The sequence below is a fragment of the Pseudoflavitalea sp. G-6-1-2 genome, from assembly GCF_012927185.1.
Classification (GTDB): Bacteria; Bacteroidota; Bacteroidia; order Chitinophagales; family Chitinophagaceae; genus Pseudobacter.
The window spans coordinates 674085-693553 of sequence record NZ_JABBGB010000003.1 but is presented as its reverse complement, the minus strand read 5'-3'; the positions used below and the strand labels follow the sequence as shown (position 1 = coordinate 693553).

The window sequence follows — 19469 nt, the reverse complement described above, 5'->3', positions numbered from 1 at the left end:
AGGCCAGCAGCAATACTAACAGCAAAGACAAATTTCCGTCGGTTAAGATACCTACCAAATTTTCTAACCGACCTAGGATGTCAACTTCATCGATGAAGTTTGCTGCGTTCACGCCGCTGGCCCCGAAAAACCACCCGAGATTGACCTGACCAATTATCGTTTCAGAACTTTATGCCTGCTGAATGAACCATTTTCATTTTGGATAGCTAAGAAATAAACGCCCGGCACAAATCCTGATAAGTTGATTGTTATAGTTTGTTCCCTGTCAACAGATACATTTCTTAATATCTGTCCGGATACATTGGTAACAGTGATTGTATTCTTTCCTTTCAGCCCTTCGATCCTGAGATCACTCAGCACCGGGTTCGGAGCAATTGTAATATGAAGGGAAGAAGAGAATCTTACCATAGTTACCGCGCTGTGCGAGAATCCGCCGTCGAAGTTGATCTGTTTTAACCGATAGTAATTTTTATCCGTGAGCGGCATCTTGTCTGTATACACATAATCTTTCCGGCTGCTGCTATTGCCATTCACAGCGCTGGATGCAACAAAGCCAACGCTGCTCCAGTTATTGCCATCGGCGCTTCGTTCTATTTCAAATCCTTTATTATTTTGTTCACTTCCGGTGGTCCATTTAAGCGTTACTGCCTCCCCTGCTGCCTGAGCAGTAAATGACAGCAGCGTAACCGGAAGTACTGCACTCAGATTTTCTGTGGATGACAGGTAAACGAAGCTGGAACCCAGAGGAACATTATGGAACTCTACATAATAAATTCCATCTTCTACGCCGGAGGCATTGGGAGCAATTGCCTGAGCTTTTCCTCCGGTGAAACGGCCGTCTGCATACACATCAGTGATCACATCATCCGCATTACCGTTATACCTGAACCAGCCACTGGTTAATGCAGCCGGAACATTGGTTGCATTCATTTCATCTGCACTGTAATAGATCCTTATTTTACCCGTAGAAAGCGGAGAAGCATTATTATCAACAACCGATGCAATGCGCGGCATCAGGTTAGACGTATGAACCGGCCCGCTATAGTTCACACCTTCAGGAGTGATGGTTACATCCAGGTTATTCAGTTGCGTGCTGGTAAGACCTGAAAGCCCCAGGAGTTTTTGTGTTGCATCTCCGGCCTTATTGAAGTGCGCCCATTCCCCTGTTCCGCAATTATCATTGTATTCACCCGTGGTCTCTACAACTTCTGGCAGATATACAGTTCCTGTACTTAACGGTGTTACTCTTCCGAAAGTGAAATAGCTGGCTCCATTGGGGAAGTTGTGTGTGGCCTCATAGTTTGTTCCGTTCAATGTAAGAGCTACTGCAGTAACATTGGTGGTAAAACCTGCATCATCGGCAAAGATGATGGCATAGTCTGCACAGGCGTCGTTTGTGAGCGTGGTAGTGCCTACTGAAGCCTGCGGGAAGCGAATGAACAACTGACCTGCAATACCGGTGTTCTGCACTTTCCAAACGCGGTTCATACGGCGCCCGTTATTGATGCTGCCTGCATAGCTGAATGCAGTGTAGGTGCCGGAGGTATTGGACATAGGTTGCGTATTGCCGTTATCTCCCCAGATCAGGAATTTACCATCAGCAATTGTGCTGGTATTGGCCTCATTGGTTGGAGCGATAGCGTTCAGCGCCAGAATCACCTGTCCATTGGTGTTTGCATGCTGGCTCCTGCTTTGCTTTTGAAGCAGGGCTGAGTTGAAATCGTGACCAATGCCTGCCACGTTATTGTAGAAACCGGAATTGGCAGCAGCATCCCACACAATTACATCCTGCGAAGTAGTGTAGTTATTGCTGTTATGGAGGGTAACACCATATTTAATTGCCAGATAAGCATCAACCTTATTCCTTTCCGCGGCTGTAATGGTTCCGTTTCCATAGATGATCAGCTCACCGATATTGCCGGTGAAGCCTGCGTCGTCACCATTGGCTACATCAACAGCATTGGAACCGAAAATAAATCCTCCGGTTACAGGCCCTCTGGCAGAATGCGTGGAAGCTGTTCCCATAACATTTCCATTGAGCCCTTTACTCATTGAGGTATTGGTAAAACGATGATACATGATGCTGGAAACATTGGAGAGGAAGTTAATGTTCCCAGGATTTGGAACTACAAGGGCACCTCCCGTATTATCTCTTCTTGCTACCGTACCGCTGGCATATAAGCCAGGGTGATCCCAGTTAGTTCCATTGAGTGTGGTATTATTCATACCTATATTAAAGAACCTGGTACCGCCCATTCCCTCCTTCGTTAATGTGAAAATGTCAAAGTCAGTAGACGAGAGCGTTGGTTCTGCAATATTGCCGAGCGACTGATTGGCATTTGTAAAATTGATACCGGGATTGAAGTTGAAATAAGCGGAATCTCCGGTTTTGAATTGAGGCAGTGCACCTGTTCCAAGCTGGGCTGCAACAACGCCGGAAGTGAAGTCAGTCCATTTTATCAGGCTGGTACCGGTTCCTGCAGATTCAGTGAGCTTATCTGCCCTGTACCAATGACTCAGTCCGTTAGTTACACCACCGGGTGCCTGAACAAAAGCTGCGAAGGTAAAATACACCCCATTGGTTAATGTAACATCCACAAAGGCATATTCCACTCCATTAACAGTTTGTGCTCCTGCCATGTCTGTGAATACATCAGTGGCATCGAACACTGCATCAGGGCTTTGCACCAGCTTCATATTGGTAAGCCCTTTTGGCCATGCTACGCGTACATTACCGACACTGCCGGTGTTCTGAACTTTCCAGATAGCTGCAAAGCGCTTATTGATGCCAGCTATACCAGTTATGTCTACAGAGGGTGCTTTGGCCAGGTTATTATCGCCCCATACCAGGTACTGACCGTTCGATAATACACCGGTGTTGGTAGCATTGGTATTGGCCAGGCCAGTAGTGCTGATCAGCACCTGTCTGCCTGCGTTGGTGCTCCATGATTGCTTTTGTGATAAAGAGCCAAGTTCATCACGGCCAATACCAGCAATGTTATAGTGATATCCGTTATTCAATGTGGAATTCCATACGGTACCATTCATTGAATTCTTATAATCGCGTGTTCCATTGGCAAAAGTAGTTCCATACTTAATGGACATGTATGTTTCTACGCGATCCATTTCCGCAACATCCAATTTGTGTTCAAAAACCACCAGTTCATTCAGCTGACCGTTCAATGCACCAGTATTACCATCAAGCCCCATCATCATGTCACGGCCATTATTATCCGTATTCAATACATTCAGAATATTATCTGTGGTTGTGTATTCAGTGCGGATACCGTTCAGTGATACAGTGGCATTATCGAGGTAAGTGGTTCCATTCTGCCACCCTGCTCCTGCAGTAAAATATGATTTGCTGGCAAATGCATTGCTGCTATATCCCGTGTATGCAGAGCCCGTTCTTGTATAGAACAACAATTTGTTTTGTGGGCCGAATATGTGTAACCCCGCATCATCATTGGATTCATTAAATCCAAAGAAACCTGTCTGTGTGAGGGTATTTACATACCCTGCAGCATACAGCGATCCATTCGCTCTGTCGATTACCTGATTTGCAATATCCGGATTGTAATATAAGCGTGCATTATTATTAAAAGTAACGGTTGGATTGAAATTCGCCAGAGTTGTTGCGTTGGAGAAACGAGGACGTTGCTGGCCTGCGTACTGACCGAAATTATGTCCCGTACCCCGGTATTCATTCCATTGCTGAACATCCTGTCCGTCGGTAACTGCTGTAGTCCCTGCATCAGAGAATAACTGACCGTCTGCATCTGCACGGTACCAGGCAGCAGAAGCTACATTACCCGGACCTACAACATAACCGGCAAAAGTGAAATATTGTCCGTTGGAAAGCGTAACATCCGCATAATTGTACCCTACTCCGTTGATGGTAGTTGTGTTGACAGTCATATCCGTAAATACATCTGATTCATCAAACACATCATCGGAACTCTGAACCAGGTGGAGATTGGAAATACCCTGTGGCCATGCTACACGAACTGTGGGTGCAGATGAAGTGACCTGCACTTTCCAGATTGCAGGAAAACGAAGGTTCAATCCAGGGCGGCCGGGGAGATTGAAGGCGTGCGATGGAGATCGGGAAAGCCCGTTATCTCCCCAAACCAGCCACTGACTCATTGTTAACTGAACAGCATTTAATGCATTCGTATTGGCCAGACCGGTAGTTCCAATCAGTACCTGCTGACCGGCCTCATTACTTTGTGATTGTTTCTGATGGAGGGCGCTGCTTTCATCCCTGGCAATACCGGCAATATTGTGGTTATAACCGGCATTGGTGGTGGCATTCCACACAATGGCGGAAGCACTGTTCAGGTAATTGGGCACGGATGTTCCGTCTTCCGTTTTCAGCGTGATACCATATTTGACAGCGAGGTAGGAGTTGATCCTTTGCTTTTCATTCCCCCCTGAATTCTGATGGTCCACACTGTAAGCGAATACTTCGGAGATACCTCCCTGATGTTGCTCATTGCCAGTTCCCTTTACATTATGCCCTTCTGATCCGATGGCAAAGTTGGGCGGAGTTCTGTTATCGTTCAATGTTCCGATATGTGTGGTAGTGGAGCTGTACGTTTTACCATTGATGTTCATGTAGACGCCATTGATACCATTTCCCCGCCACGACATCCCTCCGATGTTGGCAGGCAGTGTACGTGCATCCATATCGGTTGTCATGATAGCACGTCCGTTATCTCTCCACAATTCGTATCGTTCATCCCACCTGAAGAAATTGGGATCATCATCAGCCCATCCGTAAGGCGTGTTCCAGCCACCTCTGCCGGAGTTGAACATTACACCGTATGTGGAACCGGCACTATTGATGGTGGGGAAATACAGATCCCCTTCTCTGTAGAAGAAATCATTGGTCCCATCGAAATAATAGAAGGGATTGAAGTTGAAATTATAGGTTTTGTTATCGGCCTTGTAAGCATTGTCTGTAACCAGCAAAGGCTGATAGGTTGCATTGTTGTTCTGGGTAACGTCTCTGCCATTGCCTGAAACATCCTGCCATTTATTTTTTGCTCCTGAAGTCACTACGCCGTCATTGGCCTTATGCCACATCAGCAATCCGTCCACTACTCCACCGGGAGCAGGAATCTTCGCACCGAAAGTAAAAAATTGTCCATTCGCAAGAGTTACATCAACATAATTATAAACAATGCCATTGATAGTTGTTTCATTGGAAGCCATATCCGAAACAATATCAGTTGCATCAAATACCGCATCAGAGCTCTGGATCAGTTTCAGGTTGATGAGGCTTTTGGGCCATGCAACACGTACTGTGCCAACAGCTCCCACATTCTGCACTTTCCAGGTGGCCGCAAACCTGTGGCTGATACCCGTGATCCCGGGAATGGCAACGGTGGCTGTTTTTGCAAGACCATTATCGCCCCAGATCAGGTACTGCCCATCAGTAAGGCTGCCTGTGTTGCCTGCATTTGTATTGGCGAGCGATCCAACGCCGATGAGTACCTGCCGCCCTTCATTGGTGCTCCAGGATTGTTTCTGATATAACGCTCCGTTATTATCCCGGGCTATACCCGCAATATTGTAGCGCCAGCCGGCATTGGCAGTGGCATTCCACACGGTGGCATTTGTTGAGTTCCTGTAATCCCTGCTTCCATTGGCATAGGTAGTACCATACTTGATTGCCAGGTAAGTTTCTACCTGGTCCATCTGAGTGGTAGTTAGTTTGTCTTCAAAAACAAGGATCTCATTCAACTGGCCGCTGAAAGCGCCGTAATTATTATCTCCTCCGATCCGTAGGTCGCGGGCACCCGTGGAGAGATTTGCATTCTGGAGCTGGCTGCCCGAATAGTCGGTTCTGTTGCCATTCAGTGATACAGTAGCTGCTGCATAACCGGCAGATGCTCCTGCTCCGTTCTTCCAGCCTGCTCCTGCTGTGAAAAAAGACCTGGCTGCCATGGGTGCTGAGCTTTGTCCCTGATAGCCCGGTCCGCCGGTAAAGAAAAGCAGATTGAAGTTAGATGCAAAAGTATGCAGGCCGGGATAATCCATGGAAGGATGAAAACCCAGCAGGCCATTGCGTTTCTGAACATTCATAAAGCCGGCTGCATACAATGTGCCTTCGGCTCTGTCGATTATATTGATACCAGTTCCGGCAGTGAACTGCATCCAGTCGTTACTGCCATCAAATGTTAGGGTTGGGTTGAAATTTGCCAGGGTAGTGGCATTGGAGTAGACCGGTCTTGCACCGGAAGATGCCTGCAATAAATTAAATCCTTTGTTGGTGAATTCGTTCCACCTGTAAACCGGACTGTTGTCGGATACCTGAGTGGTACCATTGTCTGTATACAATCCTGAAATAATATCAGCCCGGTACCAGGCTGCTGCAGAAACGCCGCCGGGTGATTGTCCTTTTACGGACAGGGATGGCAGCAACATGCCTGCCAGCCCGAAAGAGCAGATCAATTTTTTGTACATAGAAGATGGAATTAGAAAAGGAAAATGGATAATAGCCGTCCGAAAATAGATTTCGTATTAAAACTAGACATATTATGAGGATTCGCTTTCAGATACAGTAATACCTGAAGCTGCAAACTGAACAATCCACATAATAGTAAACCCGTAGATCGAAATAAAGGATATCCCCTAACAATTTCGATGCAGGAAAAGCAGCAAAAATCCCACAAATGATTTTTTCTGCAAATGCCGCATTCGATCAGGGTTTCCCGTTACGCTCAGCCGGGAGGCCACAAAAAATCATGGGTTAATCGGCAGGAATCAACTGCGTATTCCTTCAAAAAAAGGTATAGTAATTGTTCAACTCCCATACTCAATTAATTATATACTGCGGAGTACCATAGCGTTATTTCATTAGATTTGTCTGGTATATATCCATAACCTACCTCTGCATGACCTGTATTTCCCTGTTGATTATACTCTTACCTCTGGTAGCTCTGCAGCAAGTGTATGCGATGGCTCAGAATAACCCCTATATCATCCTACCCAATGGAAAATAAACAGGCAAAATACAATTCAGTATTAGTCATAGATGATCATAAGATGGTGGCCAATGGCATAAAATTGCTGATAGGAGATCTCTTTGAAAATTTCTATATGGCGCATGACGGGGCAAGCGGCATGAGTAAAGCCCTGCAGCACTTCCCTAAACTGATCATCGTTGATTATTCCCTTCCAGACACTACGGGTGAGATACTGGTGAGGGAACTGAAATACAAGATCCCTTCAACCAGAGTACTGGCATATTCCTATACCTATTCCGCGGAAACGATCGTAAAAATGTTCCAATCCGGGATCAACGGTTATGTGATAAAAAAAGAGAATGACGATGATTTCATACGGGCCATTCAAATACTGATGGAAGGCAGGGATTATTTCTGCAGCGAGGCGCGGGCGCATATACTGAACCGCTTTTCAAACTCCGATGAAGACCATACCATCAGGCATCTGATAGCCAATACAAAATTTTCCGGAAAGGAAATTGAGCTGATAAGATTATTGTGCAGACAAATGACCAACAAAGAAATAAGCAGTCATTTATATCTGTCTGAACGCACCGTAGAGCAATACAGGAGCAGCATAACCAGACGTATCGGAGCCAGGAATTTAGCAGGGGTTATCAAGTTTGCATTGCAGAACGGCATTATTCAATTGGATGAATTATGATACCTACCGTCACCATATCAAACCTTGGCTTATGTTTACCAAGAAATCACATTTTAAAAGAAACTTCTTAAAAAAAATCATTTCAGGTCTACTTCTACTTTTTTTCATTTTTAGTGCACCAACCTCACAAGCTCAGAATTGCTCGATAAACGCAGGCGGAAATGCGACCGTCTGTGGCTCTTCCACCACTTTAACAGGAACAGAAAGCGGCACAACAGGCGCCGGAACACCTGTCTGGACATTTTTATCCGGACCAGTGGTTCCCACTATTGCCACCCCCAATTCACTGATAACGAATGTTACGGGAATGACTACCGACGGTAATTATGTATTCCGGCTTTCCCGCGCCTGTGGAACCGGCACTGCTATTTCAACGGTTACCATCACCGCACATCCACGCCCTGCGGGTTTTACAGCCGGACCGGATATAACCAATGTCTGTGCAACCACTGGTACAACCCCGCTTGCTGGTGTGATACCAGCTGGGTTTACAGGTTCATGGAGGGCAGTGAATATTTATTCTTGGAGGAGGTATAGTACAACGGTGAATACCAATTCCACTTTTGACAATACAACAACTGCTACCCCAGTGTTTTCATTGATCAGTAAGGCCAATCATACGATCGATCCCTCTTATTATGCCATCCTGAGGATCACTACTGCCGATAACACCTGCAGTTATGAAGACACTGCAATTGTAAGATTTGTACCTAACCCTGTGTTGTTGTATCCCGCCACCACCACCGAGTGCCGGGATGCAGGAAACAATACGCCATTTATTGTTCCCTCTGCCGGTTCTCCCATATTGGCAACCAATTACACCAACACTTCCGGTGCAGCTGGTTCCGGTACCACCATTTCCATCAATGTGATCAGCCAGCCAGCCGGTGCCAACCTTACGTTTGACCGGATCAGTGACGAAGGAAGACTTTTTTTTACAGGAGCCAACATTGCTGGCACCTACCAGTTTCAGCTAACGGTTACAAACAGTTGCGGAACCCATACAACGCCAACACTGACTTACAATTTTAATGGTATCAAACCCCGTAATGTCAATTTTCAACCTGCCGGCCATGGAGCTCCCGAACAACTGGTGACCTATTCAAATGTGGGTTCGGGCGCAGAGATCCATTGCAATAGTATGGCAGGCACTACAACTCCTGAAAATTTCTATTTCAGTATCGATCCTTCAGATCCTGCAACTGTAGTAACAACAGTTACAAACAGGGGTATCGCACCACCAGGAGGATCTCCAACAATTGCATTGTCCGGAGCAGGCACTTACGACAGAATAGCAACTGTAACACCTCCTGCGGGAGGATGGAAAGTAGGAACATATGCATTTTCAGTGATTACCTCCAATGGAAGTTGCAATAATAACCAGAATTATTTTATACATATCTCCGATAATGGCCGCACCAGTGTTGCAGTATCGGATGTCAGTGCCTGTTATACTGCAGCAGGAGCTGTAATATCGGCCACTGTTCCCCTTCCGGCCGTTTACAAGGGAGCGGTGAATCCAAGTTATTTGCAGGAATTTGGAGGCTACTACAATTTCGCTGTAGTAAGTAAACCAGCTGGCTCTGCTACACCTACATACACTTCCACAGGTTTGCGCAGTCTTACCAGCGCAACAACCACCATTTCAAATCTCAACATGCCAGGTGATTATGTGTTCAGCATTACAGCAGTCAACGGACCGGGCGCCGGTCCCATACTGACCGCAGAATATGGCTGCACCGGTGCATCGCTGACAGGCACATTCACGGTACACGTAGAAGAAATGATAAATTCGAATGCAGGTTCTGGCCAAACAGCCTGCACCCACTCTGTACCGCTACTGGGTAATTCAACCGGTGCCGGCACTGGTCTCTGGACATTCGTGGACGGTCCCGCAGGAGTCAGTCCAACCATTGTATCGCCCACCAACCGTTCCACAACGGCCAATAATCTTGATCTTATTGGTCAATACAGGTTTGCCTGGAATATCACAACACCTTTGGGTGGCTGTGTAGGAAAGGATACCGTGGCTTTCAATATCACCTGCGCATTACCGGTAACCTTAACAGATTTTACCGCAACAAAGCAAACAGGTGGTGTAGTGCTCGACTGGACCACTGCCTCCGAATCAAACAACCGGGGTTTTGAGATCGAACATTCAGTTGATGGCAGCACCTGGAAAATGATCGCCTTCCAGGCCTCGAAAGCCATAGAAGGGAATAGCGTCAGCCCAATATCGTACCAGTACAAACATACCGACCCGGCCAATGGCGTCAACTTCTACAGGTTGAAACAGGTAGACCGGGATGGGAAATGGAAGCATAGCCCGATCCGTCAGGTGAAAATGAATGGTTATAACATTCTTGTATACCCGAATCCGGCCAGAAATACCATCAAAGTGAAAGGATTAGCGGGGAATGAAACCATCCAGGTATCTGATGTAACGGGCAGGCTATTAAAACAGGTCAAAAGCAGTTTGCAGCAGGAAAGCATAGGCATTTCCGATCTTCCGGAAGGCATCTATCATATTGTGATCATGGCTGCCGACGGGCATTCCTCAAGTTATAAGATCACCAAACTGAGGTAATGTTCAATAGAAATGATCTACCCTGATCAATCAGGATCCTGCATTGCAGGAAAGCAGAGCTGCTGTACATTTTACAGCAGCTCTGCTTCTTCTACATACTGGTGAATAGTTTATATTTGTCTGAGCTTTAACTGATCCCATGCCCAATACCAACTACTGCTCTTCTTCATACAGAATGCAAAAAGGCCTTTTGTTATTTTGCTGCTTTCTTTTTTTACAGACCACAGCATATCCGCAAAAAGACAATTATGTAATAAAACAGTACAATTCGGAAAACGGATTACCGCAAAACAGTGTTAAGGCTATTAAATTCGATAGGAGTGGATTTTGCTGGCTGGCAACAGAATCAGGAATTGTGAGGTTTGACAATACTAATTTTAAGTCCTATGGAAGTGAGAACATAAAAGGACTCAACAGTGAAAGGATCGTGGCCATGATGATGGATACTGCAGGAACCATTGTGGCACAAGGGCTCGATTATCAAAACATCAAAATAGGCTCCTCCTCTACCCTGTATGCTTATTTACCCGCATTAACGGATACCAGTTTAAGCTTTGTTACTACCGGATATATCACAATAAACCCCACACTGGATAGTCTGTGGCAGGTTATCTCCCGCACCAAAACAATACCTGTAGTAAAAAAACCGGGAGGTTTGAAAAACGGAGACATCTATCTTTTCCAGGGAGATGATGCCTGGTTTATCCGTAGATCCAAAGCAATAAAATTGAAGCCTTATGCAATTGAGCCCGTTGGCAGTATGGTGCTCAACGACTACTATTATTTACAGATCTGGCCAGGTAACCGGATAACAAGCTGGAATGAAGGAATTGGTCTGGAAGGACGTATCGATGGAGACATTGCCAGCAATAAAAATTTTCTCAAAGGGGATTTTAAAACATTGTGGTGCGAGCAGGGCGCATTCATTTTTTCCGGAGGAAGTCTTTACGAACTCACATACAACAATGGGAAAGTGAATAGCAGGTGCGTGCTAAGCAATTTCAACATCGAAATGCCGCTGTGCATTGCTTATCGTCCTGATCTCAACACGTATTTTATTGGAACTGGTACGCAAGGTTTATTCGCTGTTAAAGTATCGGACTTCATCTATGCTAAGATCCCCGCAGAATCCGGCCCTGAAAACTATTATACAATTGGAAAGACATTGGAGGACGACATCATTGTCAATAATGCAATAGTGCATCCGGATAACACTTCATCTTATGTACCTCTGCATAACACTTACAGCAGAGCAATCTATACAGATAGTGCCGACAGGGTCTATTATGAACACGATTTCAAACTATGCAGGTATAATGCGAGAACCAAAATCCTGGATGAGAATATGCTGCAGCTCGATAATCGTCTGATGGCAATCTTACCTGTTGTTGAAGATGGTACTTTGTTGTTATTCACCCATAATGCCATATACAAAACAACCAAGGAAGGGGAAATTATCTGGCAGCACAAATTCCTTCAAAAACTAACAGCAACCACCTTACTGCCATTAAAGAACGGCGAATTGCTGCTGGGAACAACCGAGGGAGTAAAATGGTATGACATGAAAAATCATACCATCACCCGGTCGATACTCGATTCCTTTTCTATTCGAACTTTATATCAGGATAAACAAAACCGGTTATGGATAAGTACAGATGGCAAGGGCTCTTTTTTATATGCACAACAAGAATTATTTCCCTTGCCACCGGGCCCCAAAGGAGCGTTTGGTTCCATTCACTCTTTTATAGAAGATGCCAATGGTAATTTCTGGTTGCCTACCAATAACGGGTTGTATAAAGTGCCGGTCGATGCATTAGCTGATTTTGCAACTGGCAGATCAAAATCTGTTTTCTGTTTTACGTTCAATCATGCCAATGGATTAAGAACAAATGAGTTTAACGGTGGAGCAATCCCAAATTACCAATGGCTGCAGGATAGTGCATTGATTTTACCATCCATCAATGGGCTGATAAAATTCTACCCTACCCGGCTCCAATCGGTCTTCCCCCAGGAAAGGATCTTTATCGATGAAATGTCAATTGACGGGCATTCCGTGGCATTGACCGGCATCGATGAAACCATTCAGCTGAAACCTACATTCCGCACGTTGACCATTAAAGTTACCTGTCCCTTTTTTGGCAATAAAGAAGATCTGAGGCTCGAATACAATCTCGGAAAGAATAACGATCAGTGGCTTCCCGTTCCTGCTTCAGGGATCATTTCTATCAACACACTACCTGCAGGTGATTACGCATTGATGATCCGTAAAGCCGGCAACAATAGCGACACCCTCAACAGCAGTATTGCAATTCAAATAATAGTTCCTCCTTTTTTCTATCAGACAGCCTGGTTTTTTGCAGGTGTAGTGCTGCTGATAATTTGCCTGGGATATTGGTATTCAAGAATACGTTTATCAAGACTCAAAAAAGAAAATATCAGGATCGAAGAAATAGTTGAACTCAGAACAGAGGAGCTGAATGCTGCCATTCAACAACTGGAGAATTCAGAAAAAGCTTTGAAACAAAGCAATCACGTAAAAGAACAGATAACAGCTATTGTTTTGCACGATATAAAATCTCCCCTGTTCTCTCTGAGGATCGCCGGAAAATCGCTGGTAAAGAACTGGAATAACAGTAATGAGGAGAACTTACATCAGGCAATAGCCCTGGATCAGCAAATTGGAGAATTGAGCCGTTTTACCGATCAGTTTTTTTCCTGGGCAGTAAGCCAGCAGGAGCATTTCAAAGTACAAAAGACAAAGTTCTCCCTGCAGCAACTTTTTGTGGATATTGAATCATTGTTCAAAGAGATATTACAGGTAAACAACAATAAATTCTCTATCACCGAAACAACTATTCAGTGTTATACCGACAAGGAAATATTGGTATTGATCTTAAGGAATCTGGTAGATAATGCCAATAAGAATACAGAGAATGGAATTATCAGCATACAGGCCACAGTTCTACCCGAAGGTTTGCAAATTCAGGTATCAGATACAGGAAAGGGGCTGAATGCTTTTCAGATAGAAAATTTCCTGAACAGAGATAAAGCTGTAAAGAATGGCCGGATGGGAAGTGTTATTATTCTGGAAATGATCGATAAGATCAATGGAGAGTTACAGGTAACTTCAGAACCGGGAAAAGGAGCTTTGTTTACGATAAAGCTGCAATCAACTGATTTTACTTTTTAACCAGGTCCGATCCATTTCTTCTACTCGATATCGATCCACTTTTTCTCAAAGTAAACTACTGAAGTATTATTTGTTTTATCGGTAATGACTGTTTTCACAAACTTTTTATCTGCTGCAAGATATTTTACTGTGAGGCTGTCTGGCGATTCGATGCTGTAATACGCTCCCAGTCTTAATTTGAAAGGATTATCCTGTACATCGTTGGTAAAGATGGAAAAGAGTATCAGACGCTGTGCTCTGGTATCCGGCTGAGCATAACCATAAAACCGGTGGTCTTTTCTGATGTTTGCCTGAAGATGGATTGCGCTGTCGCCCTTGCTGAGATTCACCCATGCTTTGGTAACATCATCGCCGGAGGCGAGAACAGATTTGTTGTTGGCAGCTTCGATGCTGTCGAGCGTGGTCACTTCTTTTATCAGTGGATCAGGATGCAGCGTAGTATCGGAGGGAGTAATTGCAGGTGTTGAAGGAGTCTTCGCTACGCTGTCTTTAGCAACGCTTTCAGGTTTTGTTTCAGCATTGTTGCAGGCAGCTATCAGTACAGAGCATGCCAGTACGAAGGATACAGATCGCATGAGTGGGTGCATTTATTCAGAAACCAGATTGTGTGCTTATTTCGCAGCAGTGAACGATCGGAAGAGGCAGAGCCATCCTGCAATGAAGAACAATCCGCCCAGTGGTGTAATGGCGCCGATGCCGCTCAGTCCAACTGTTTCAGTCGCTTTCATCGCTGTGAGAAAATACAATGAACCGGAAAACAGAACGATACCTGCAATGAAACAGATCGCTGCATTCTTCAGCCATTTCTGTGAAAACTTTTCGTAGAGCATGCCCACTGCCAGCAGTGCAAATACATGATAGAACTGATACCTCACCCCTGTTTCAAACGTTGAAACCGTTTCGGCAGGGACATATTGTTTCAGTCCATGCGCACCAAACGCACCCAGTGCCACTGCCAGTGCGGCCAGCAATGCAGCTGTTTTCAGATATCCTTTATGCATGTAAAACTGTTTGAATAAAATCGTTCATGGAGATGGAATCTTCTTTGTCGATGATCACATCGGCCTGCTCGTAGTACATTCTTCTTTCATTGAGCTTGCGAACGATATGATTGCGGAGGTCTTCATCCTTTATGTCTTTCAATAATGGACGGTGAACCCTTTCTTTCAGCAGTCGCTGCAATATCACTTCTACATGGGTATTCAGCCATACTACGATGCCGTAGCGTTTCATGAAATCGATATTGTTGAAGAAACAGGGTGTGCCGCCTCCGCAGGAGATGATCATGCTGTCTTCGCGCTCTACCAGTTCTTCGAGCAATTGCTTTTCGAGCAATCTGAAGTATTCTTCGCCATGGGTGGCAAAGATATCGGCGATGGATTTGTTTTCGTGGGCAACTATCAGTTCGTCGAGATCAAAGAAAGGAAGTCCCATGCGGTTTGCAACCTGCTTACCCCAGTGGGTTTTTCCCGCTCCCATGAAACCGATCAGAAAGATCCTCATTGTGCAATTATTTGAATGCGTTGTAGCCTGTTACGTCCATTCCCGTGATCAGGAGATGGATATCGTGAGTACCCTCGTAAGTGATCACACTTTCGAGGTTCATCATATGGCGCATCACGGAGTATTCGCCGGTGATGCCCATTCCGCCTAACATCTGGCGTGCATCGCGCGCAATATTGGTGGCAATTTCGCAACCATTGCGTTTGGCCATGCTCACCTGTTGTGGGGTGGCTTTGTGTTCGTTCATCAGAACGCCTACGCGCCAGTTGAGCAGCTGTGCCTTGGTGATCTCGGTGATCATTTCGGCCAGTTTTTTCTGTTGCAGCTGAAAGCCGCCGATGGGGCGATCGAACTGAACACGCTCCTGTGAATAACGAAGGGCTGTATCGTAACAGTCCATCGCTGCCCCTACTGTTCCCCATGCAATGCCGAAGCGTGCCTTGGTAAGACAGCTGAGCGGACCTTTCAGTCCTTTTACATTGAGTATATTTTCTTTGGGCACTTTTACATTGTCGAATACCAGCTCACCTGTGGCGGATGCGCGAAGGCTCCATTTGCCATGGGTGGTGGGGGTAGAAAACCCTTCCATACCGCGTTCTACGATCACTCCGCGGATCTCACCCGCTTCATCTTTGGCCCAAACAACGGCCACCTGTGAAAAAGGGGCGTTGCTGATCCACATTTTTGCACCGTTGAGAATCACGTGATCGCCGGCATCTTTGATATTGGTCAACATGCCTGCGGGGTTGGAGCCATGGTCGGGCTCAGTGAGACCGAAGCAGCCCAGCCATTCGCCGCTGGCGAGTTTGGGAAGATATTTTTTACGCTGTTCTTCGGTTCCGAACTCATAAATGGGGAACATCACCAGAGAACCCTGCACGGAAGCAGTGGAACGAACGCCGCTGTCGCCTCTCTCCAATTCCTGCATCATAAGGCCATAACTGATGTAATCGAGGCCTCCGCCGCCATATTCTACGGGGATGGTAGGACCAAAACAGCCCAGATCTCCCAGTTGTTTTACAATATGTTGCGGAAACTCGGCCTTTTGGGCATAGTCTTCTATGATTGGAGAAATTTCTTTCTTTACATAATTTCGAACAGATTCCCTTACCAGTTTCTGTTCTTCAGAGAGCAGTTCATCGAGATTGAAATAGTCCGGACTAACAAAAAGATCGGTTCTTGAGGCCATGGCGAGCGTTTTAGAATGTGCTAATGTAAGAAAAACCGTAGGAATAAAGATGGGAGATGCAACATCTATTCAGCAATTGTGTCTCTTCTGATAACAATAACAAATAAAAACAATCATTTTGGAGCTAACTGCAACCATTGTCCAGGATGAATTGGTAGAACGCTGTAAACGCGGGGACCCCACCAGCTTCGAAGCCCTTTACCAGCGGTATGCCAAGGCCATGTACAACACCAGTCTGCGCATTGTGAACAACACAGGCGACGCAGAGGACGTACTTCAGGAGGCATTTCTGGATGCCTTCAGATCTTTGAACGATTTCCACTACCGGTCTACATTCGGCGCATGGCTGAAACGGATAGTAGTGAACAAATCGATCAATGTGCTGCGAAAAAGGAAAATGCATCTCTCCGAGCTCGACGAAAACGGCATGGAAGAGATACCGGAAGAGAAAGGAGTCGATGAGGCAGACATTCAGTTCAAAGTGGCCGAAGTTAAAAAATGTATTCAGCAGTTACCGGACGGTTATCGCGCAGTGCTGAGCCTTTACCTGCTGGAAGGTTATGATCATGAAGAGATCTCCGGGATCCTCGGCATCACGCATAACACCGTTCGCACACAATATATCCGTGCAAAGCAAAAATTAGTGAATCTATTGAAACAAGGAGGATTATCATGAGCAGATTAGAAAATTTCATCAACGATCATCGCGAAGATTTCGACAGCGATGTTCCTTCACCCAGGGTTTGGAAAGACCTGGAGAAACAACTGCAACCAGCCCAACCAGCAGTGAAGCAGGGTGGCAGACTGATCCCCATGACCATCCTCAAATGGAGCGCTGCAGCCGCAATTCTGGTACTGGCCGCATTCGGTGTATTTCACCTGATGAACAAACCAACCACCGGTACCGAAGTTGCCAAAGGCAATCCGGCTATCAAGTCGAACGACGACCTGCTGCAGAAGATCAACCCTACGTATGCAAAAGAGGTATATCACTTCACACAACTGATAGAACTGAAACAGGAAGAACTGAAACAAATAGAAAAAGACAATCCTGAACTCTATCAGCAGTTTCTGGAGGATATCAGCAAACTGGACAGTTCTTATAACAACCTGAAAAAAGAACTTCCTTCTAACCCCAATCGCGAACAATTGCTGGAAGCCATGATCGAAAACCTGAAAGTGCAGACAGACCTGCTCAATCAACAGCTTCAGATCATCCAGCAGATCAAACAATCAAAAACACAAAGCAATGGTAAACTTATATAAAGCTCTCCTGCTCGTTCTCAGCTTCGCTTTCACCGCAAATGCAATGGCATCGGGCGATCCGGTTCCAATGGCAGAGAAAAAGAAAGTGATCGCCAAAAGCTATTCACTCAGCAGCGACGACAATGTAACACTGAGCAATAAGTTCGGCGCCATCAAAATCAATACATGGAGCAAGAATGAATTCAAGATCGAAGTAACCATCACAGCCGAAGCCCGTACCGACGAACGTGCTCAGGATATTCTGGACGGCATCACCATCAGCGAAGGAAAAGGCAACGGTGGCGTGTATGTGAAAACAAATATCCGCAACTCCAATAACAACAGTGGCAAATGGGACAGAGGTGAGAAAACGGGTTTCCAGATCAACTACGATGTGTACATGCCTGCCAAAAACGATCTCATCCTCAGCAATGAATTCGGTCCGGTTACCATGGGCGACCATAGCGGCGAAGCCACTCTGGTAGTGAAGTTCGGCAGCCTCAATGCAGGAAAGCTGAGCAAAGCCAAAAAAGTAGTGGTAGAATTCGGATCGCTTCAACTCGATGGCATGAACAATGGCAACCTTACCGTGAAGTTCTCTCAGGCCGAGGTTCGCAGATTGAGCGGAGATATTACCGCAGAGTTCGAACACAGTGGCGGTACCAAACTGGTAGTGGACAACGATATCAAAAAACTCACCATCAAAAACAGTTTCACTCCACTGATACTCGATCTGGCTTCCAATCTCAATGCCAGTTTCAATATCCACACCAGCTTTGCGAAGGTGAAGAACAAATCGAACTTCAGCATTGCAAAGGACGGAGATGATGAAGAAAGCCGCGGACCGAAATTCGATTTCGACTGGAAAGGAAAAGCAGGAAATGGAGAGACGCCCATCAATGTGAAAACAAATTTCGGAGATATTACTTTAGGACATAATGTTCCCTTCAAAGTAGAAGAAAAGAAAAGTAAAGCCAGGGAAATCTAATGGTGCAATTAAACAAATTACACCAGTATCAGTCCAAGGTTCAGGTTTAATCAGACGAATCAATTTCAGCGAATACAAACGAGCAGTTAGCAGAGTTACCGAATTGGAAACTCTCAATGGCGGGGCCTCAGCAATGAGTGCCCCGTTTTTTTTATGGGAGGTGCCCAGTCGCTAAGTAAACTCAACAAACGCTACTTCGGCGTAACGTTACATCATAAGAGAAGCCCCTGAATCTTTCGGATTCAAGGGCTTCTCTTATTGATATTTTCAGGATGATTACTTCAGATAACCTGCCATTTCTTCGCTGTACTCTTTCGCTACTGCGCCTGCTTTTTCAGCAAAGTCCTCACCAGACGAAGCGAAGATCACGGCACGGCTTGCATTCACCAGCAGACCAACTTCTTTATTCATTGCTTTTGCAGAGATCTCTTTGAGACTTCCACCCTGCGCACCTACACCAGGCACGAGATAAAAGTGATCCGGTGTGAGATTGCGAATTGCAGTGAAAGAATCTGCCTGCGTTGCTCCTACCACATACATCAGGTTTTCGGGTGTACCCCACTGAGCAGCGGTTGTCAGCACCTTTTCGTAGAGCAATCCATTGCCTGCGGGCTGCAGTTCAAAATCCTGAGAACCGGGATTGGAAGTGAGTCCCAGCAGTATCGTCCATTTATCTTTGTATTCGAGGAATGGCTTTACACTGTCTGCCCCCATGTAAGGCGCTACCGTGATAGCATCGAAGTTGAGTGTTTCGAAGAATGCTTTTGCATACTGGGTACTGGTATTGCCGATATCGCCACGTTTCGCATCTGCGATAGTGAAATGCGATTTGGGGATGTAGTTCACTGTCTTTTCCATCGACTCCCATCCACGCAGACCATTGGCTTCATAGAAAGCGGTATTGATCTTGTAGCTCACACAAAAGTCTTTGGTGGCATCGATGATCCGGCGGTTGAATTCAAAAACCGGGTCTTTCTCGCTAAGCAGGAACTTAGGGATCTTGGTAATATCAGTATCGAGACCTACAGTGAGGTAAGTTTTTTTGCGGCGTATCTCTTCTACCAGTTGTTGACGTGTCATGGGCGCGAAG

The 19469-nt window shown here is 45.6% G+C and carries 12 protein-coding genes; 6 read left to right on the top strand and 6 right to left on the bottom strand.

Annotated features, from left to right (window positions below; genetic code table 11):
• Positions 1-153: 153 nt before the first annotated feature.
• Positions 154-6471, bottom strand: coding sequence for a T9SS type A sorting domain-containing protein (locus tag HHL16_RS20135; RefSeq protein ID WP_169427135.1), 6318 nt, complete (start codon positions 6469-6471; stop codon positions 154-156).
• A gap of 528 nt (positions 6472-6999) precedes the next feature.
• Between HHL16_RS20135 and HHL16_RS20130 the strand changes: the two genes are divergently transcribed.
• The 3 genes from HHL16_RS20130 (at position 7000) to HHL16_RS25355 (ending at position 13454) form a co-directional block, all read left to right on the top strand.
• Complete coding sequence (locus tag HHL16_RS20130) at positions 7000-7677, top strand: response regulator transcription factor (RefSeq protein ID WP_169427134.1); 678 nt, start codon at positions 7000-7002, stop codon at positions 7675-7677.
• A 256-nt stretch (positions 7678-7933) separates the two neighbouring features.
• Positions 7934-10264, top strand: coding sequence for a T9SS type A sorting domain-containing protein (locus tag HHL16_RS25360; protein WP_169427133.1), 2331 nt, complete (start codon positions 7934-7936; stop codon positions 10262-10264).
• Positions 10265-10619: 355 nt separating this feature from the next.
• Entirely contained in the window at positions 10620-13454 is a 2835-nt protein-coding gene (locus tag HHL16_RS25355; RefSeq protein ID WP_169427132.1) for an ATP-binding protein, read from the top strand.
• Between the two features lie 20 nt (positions 13455-13474).
• Here the strand turns inward: HHL16_RS25355 and HHL16_RS20115 are convergent, their stop codons facing one another.
• The 4 genes from HHL16_RS20115 to HHL16_RS20100 are packed head-to-tail and all read right to left on the bottom strand — an operon-like array spanning position 13475 to position 16146.
• A complete protein-coding gene (locus tag HHL16_RS20115) occupies positions 13475-14029 on the bottom strand; it encodes a hypothetical protein (protein ID WP_169427131.1) in 555 nt (184 codons plus the stop codon).
• Positions 14030-14065: 36 nt separating this feature from the next.
• The gene (locus HHL16_RS20110) at positions 14066-14455 is read right to left on the bottom strand and encodes a DUF423 domain-containing protein (protein ID WP_169427130.1); all 390 of its coding nucleotides are present in this window, start codon (positions 14453-14455) and stop codon (positions 14066-14068) included.
• Positions 14448-14957: a shikimate kinase gene (locus HHL16_RS20105; protein WP_169427129.1), complete on the bottom strand. Its 510-nt coding sequence runs from the start codon at positions 14955-14957 to the stop codon at positions 14448-14450. The genes HHL16_RS20110 and HHL16_RS20105 overlap by 8 nt, the downstream gene beginning before the upstream one ends.
• Before the next feature lie 7 nt (positions 14958-14964).
• Positions 14965-16146 (bottom strand): acyl-CoA dehydrogenase family protein, encoded by a 1182-nt coding sequence (locus HHL16_RS20100; protein ID WP_169427128.1) that lies wholly within the window; start codon positions 16144-16146, stop codon positions 14965-14967.
• A gap of 118 nt (positions 16147-16264) precedes the next feature.
• Here HHL16_RS20100 and HHL16_RS20095 point away from each other — a divergent pair, with 118 nt between their 5' ends.
• From HHL16_RS20095 to HHL16_RS20085, 3 genes are read left to right on the top strand one after another with little or no spacing between them, the layout of a single operon-like run.
• Positions 16265-16822, top strand: coding sequence for an RNA polymerase sigma factor (locus tag HHL16_RS20095; protein ID WP_169427127.1), 558 nt, complete (start codon positions 16265-16267; stop codon positions 16820-16822).
• A complete protein-coding gene (locus HHL16_RS20090; protein WP_169427126.1) occupies positions 16819-17412 on the top strand; it encodes a hypothetical protein in 594 nt (197 codons plus the stop codon). Before HHL16_RS20095 ends, HHL16_RS20090 begins: the two co-directional genes overlap by 4 nt.
• Positions 17396-18379: a hypothetical protein gene (locus HHL16_RS20085; protein ID WP_169427125.1), complete on the top strand. Its 984-nt coding sequence runs from the start codon at positions 17396-17398 to the stop codon at positions 18377-18379. The genes HHL16_RS20090 and HHL16_RS20085 overlap by 17 nt, the downstream gene beginning before the upstream one ends.
• A gap of 276 nt (positions 18380-18655) precedes the next feature.
• Here the strand turns inward: HHL16_RS20085 and pyrF are convergent, their stop codons facing one another.
• Positions 18656-19459 carry an orotidine-5'-phosphate decarboxylase gene (gene pyrF / locus HHL16_RS20080; protein ID WP_169427124.1) on the bottom strand — a complete coding sequence of 268 codons (804 nt, stop codon included), beginning with the start codon at positions 19457-19459 and terminating at the stop codon, positions 18656-18658.
• Between the last annotated feature and the right edge of the window lie 10 nt (positions 19460-19469).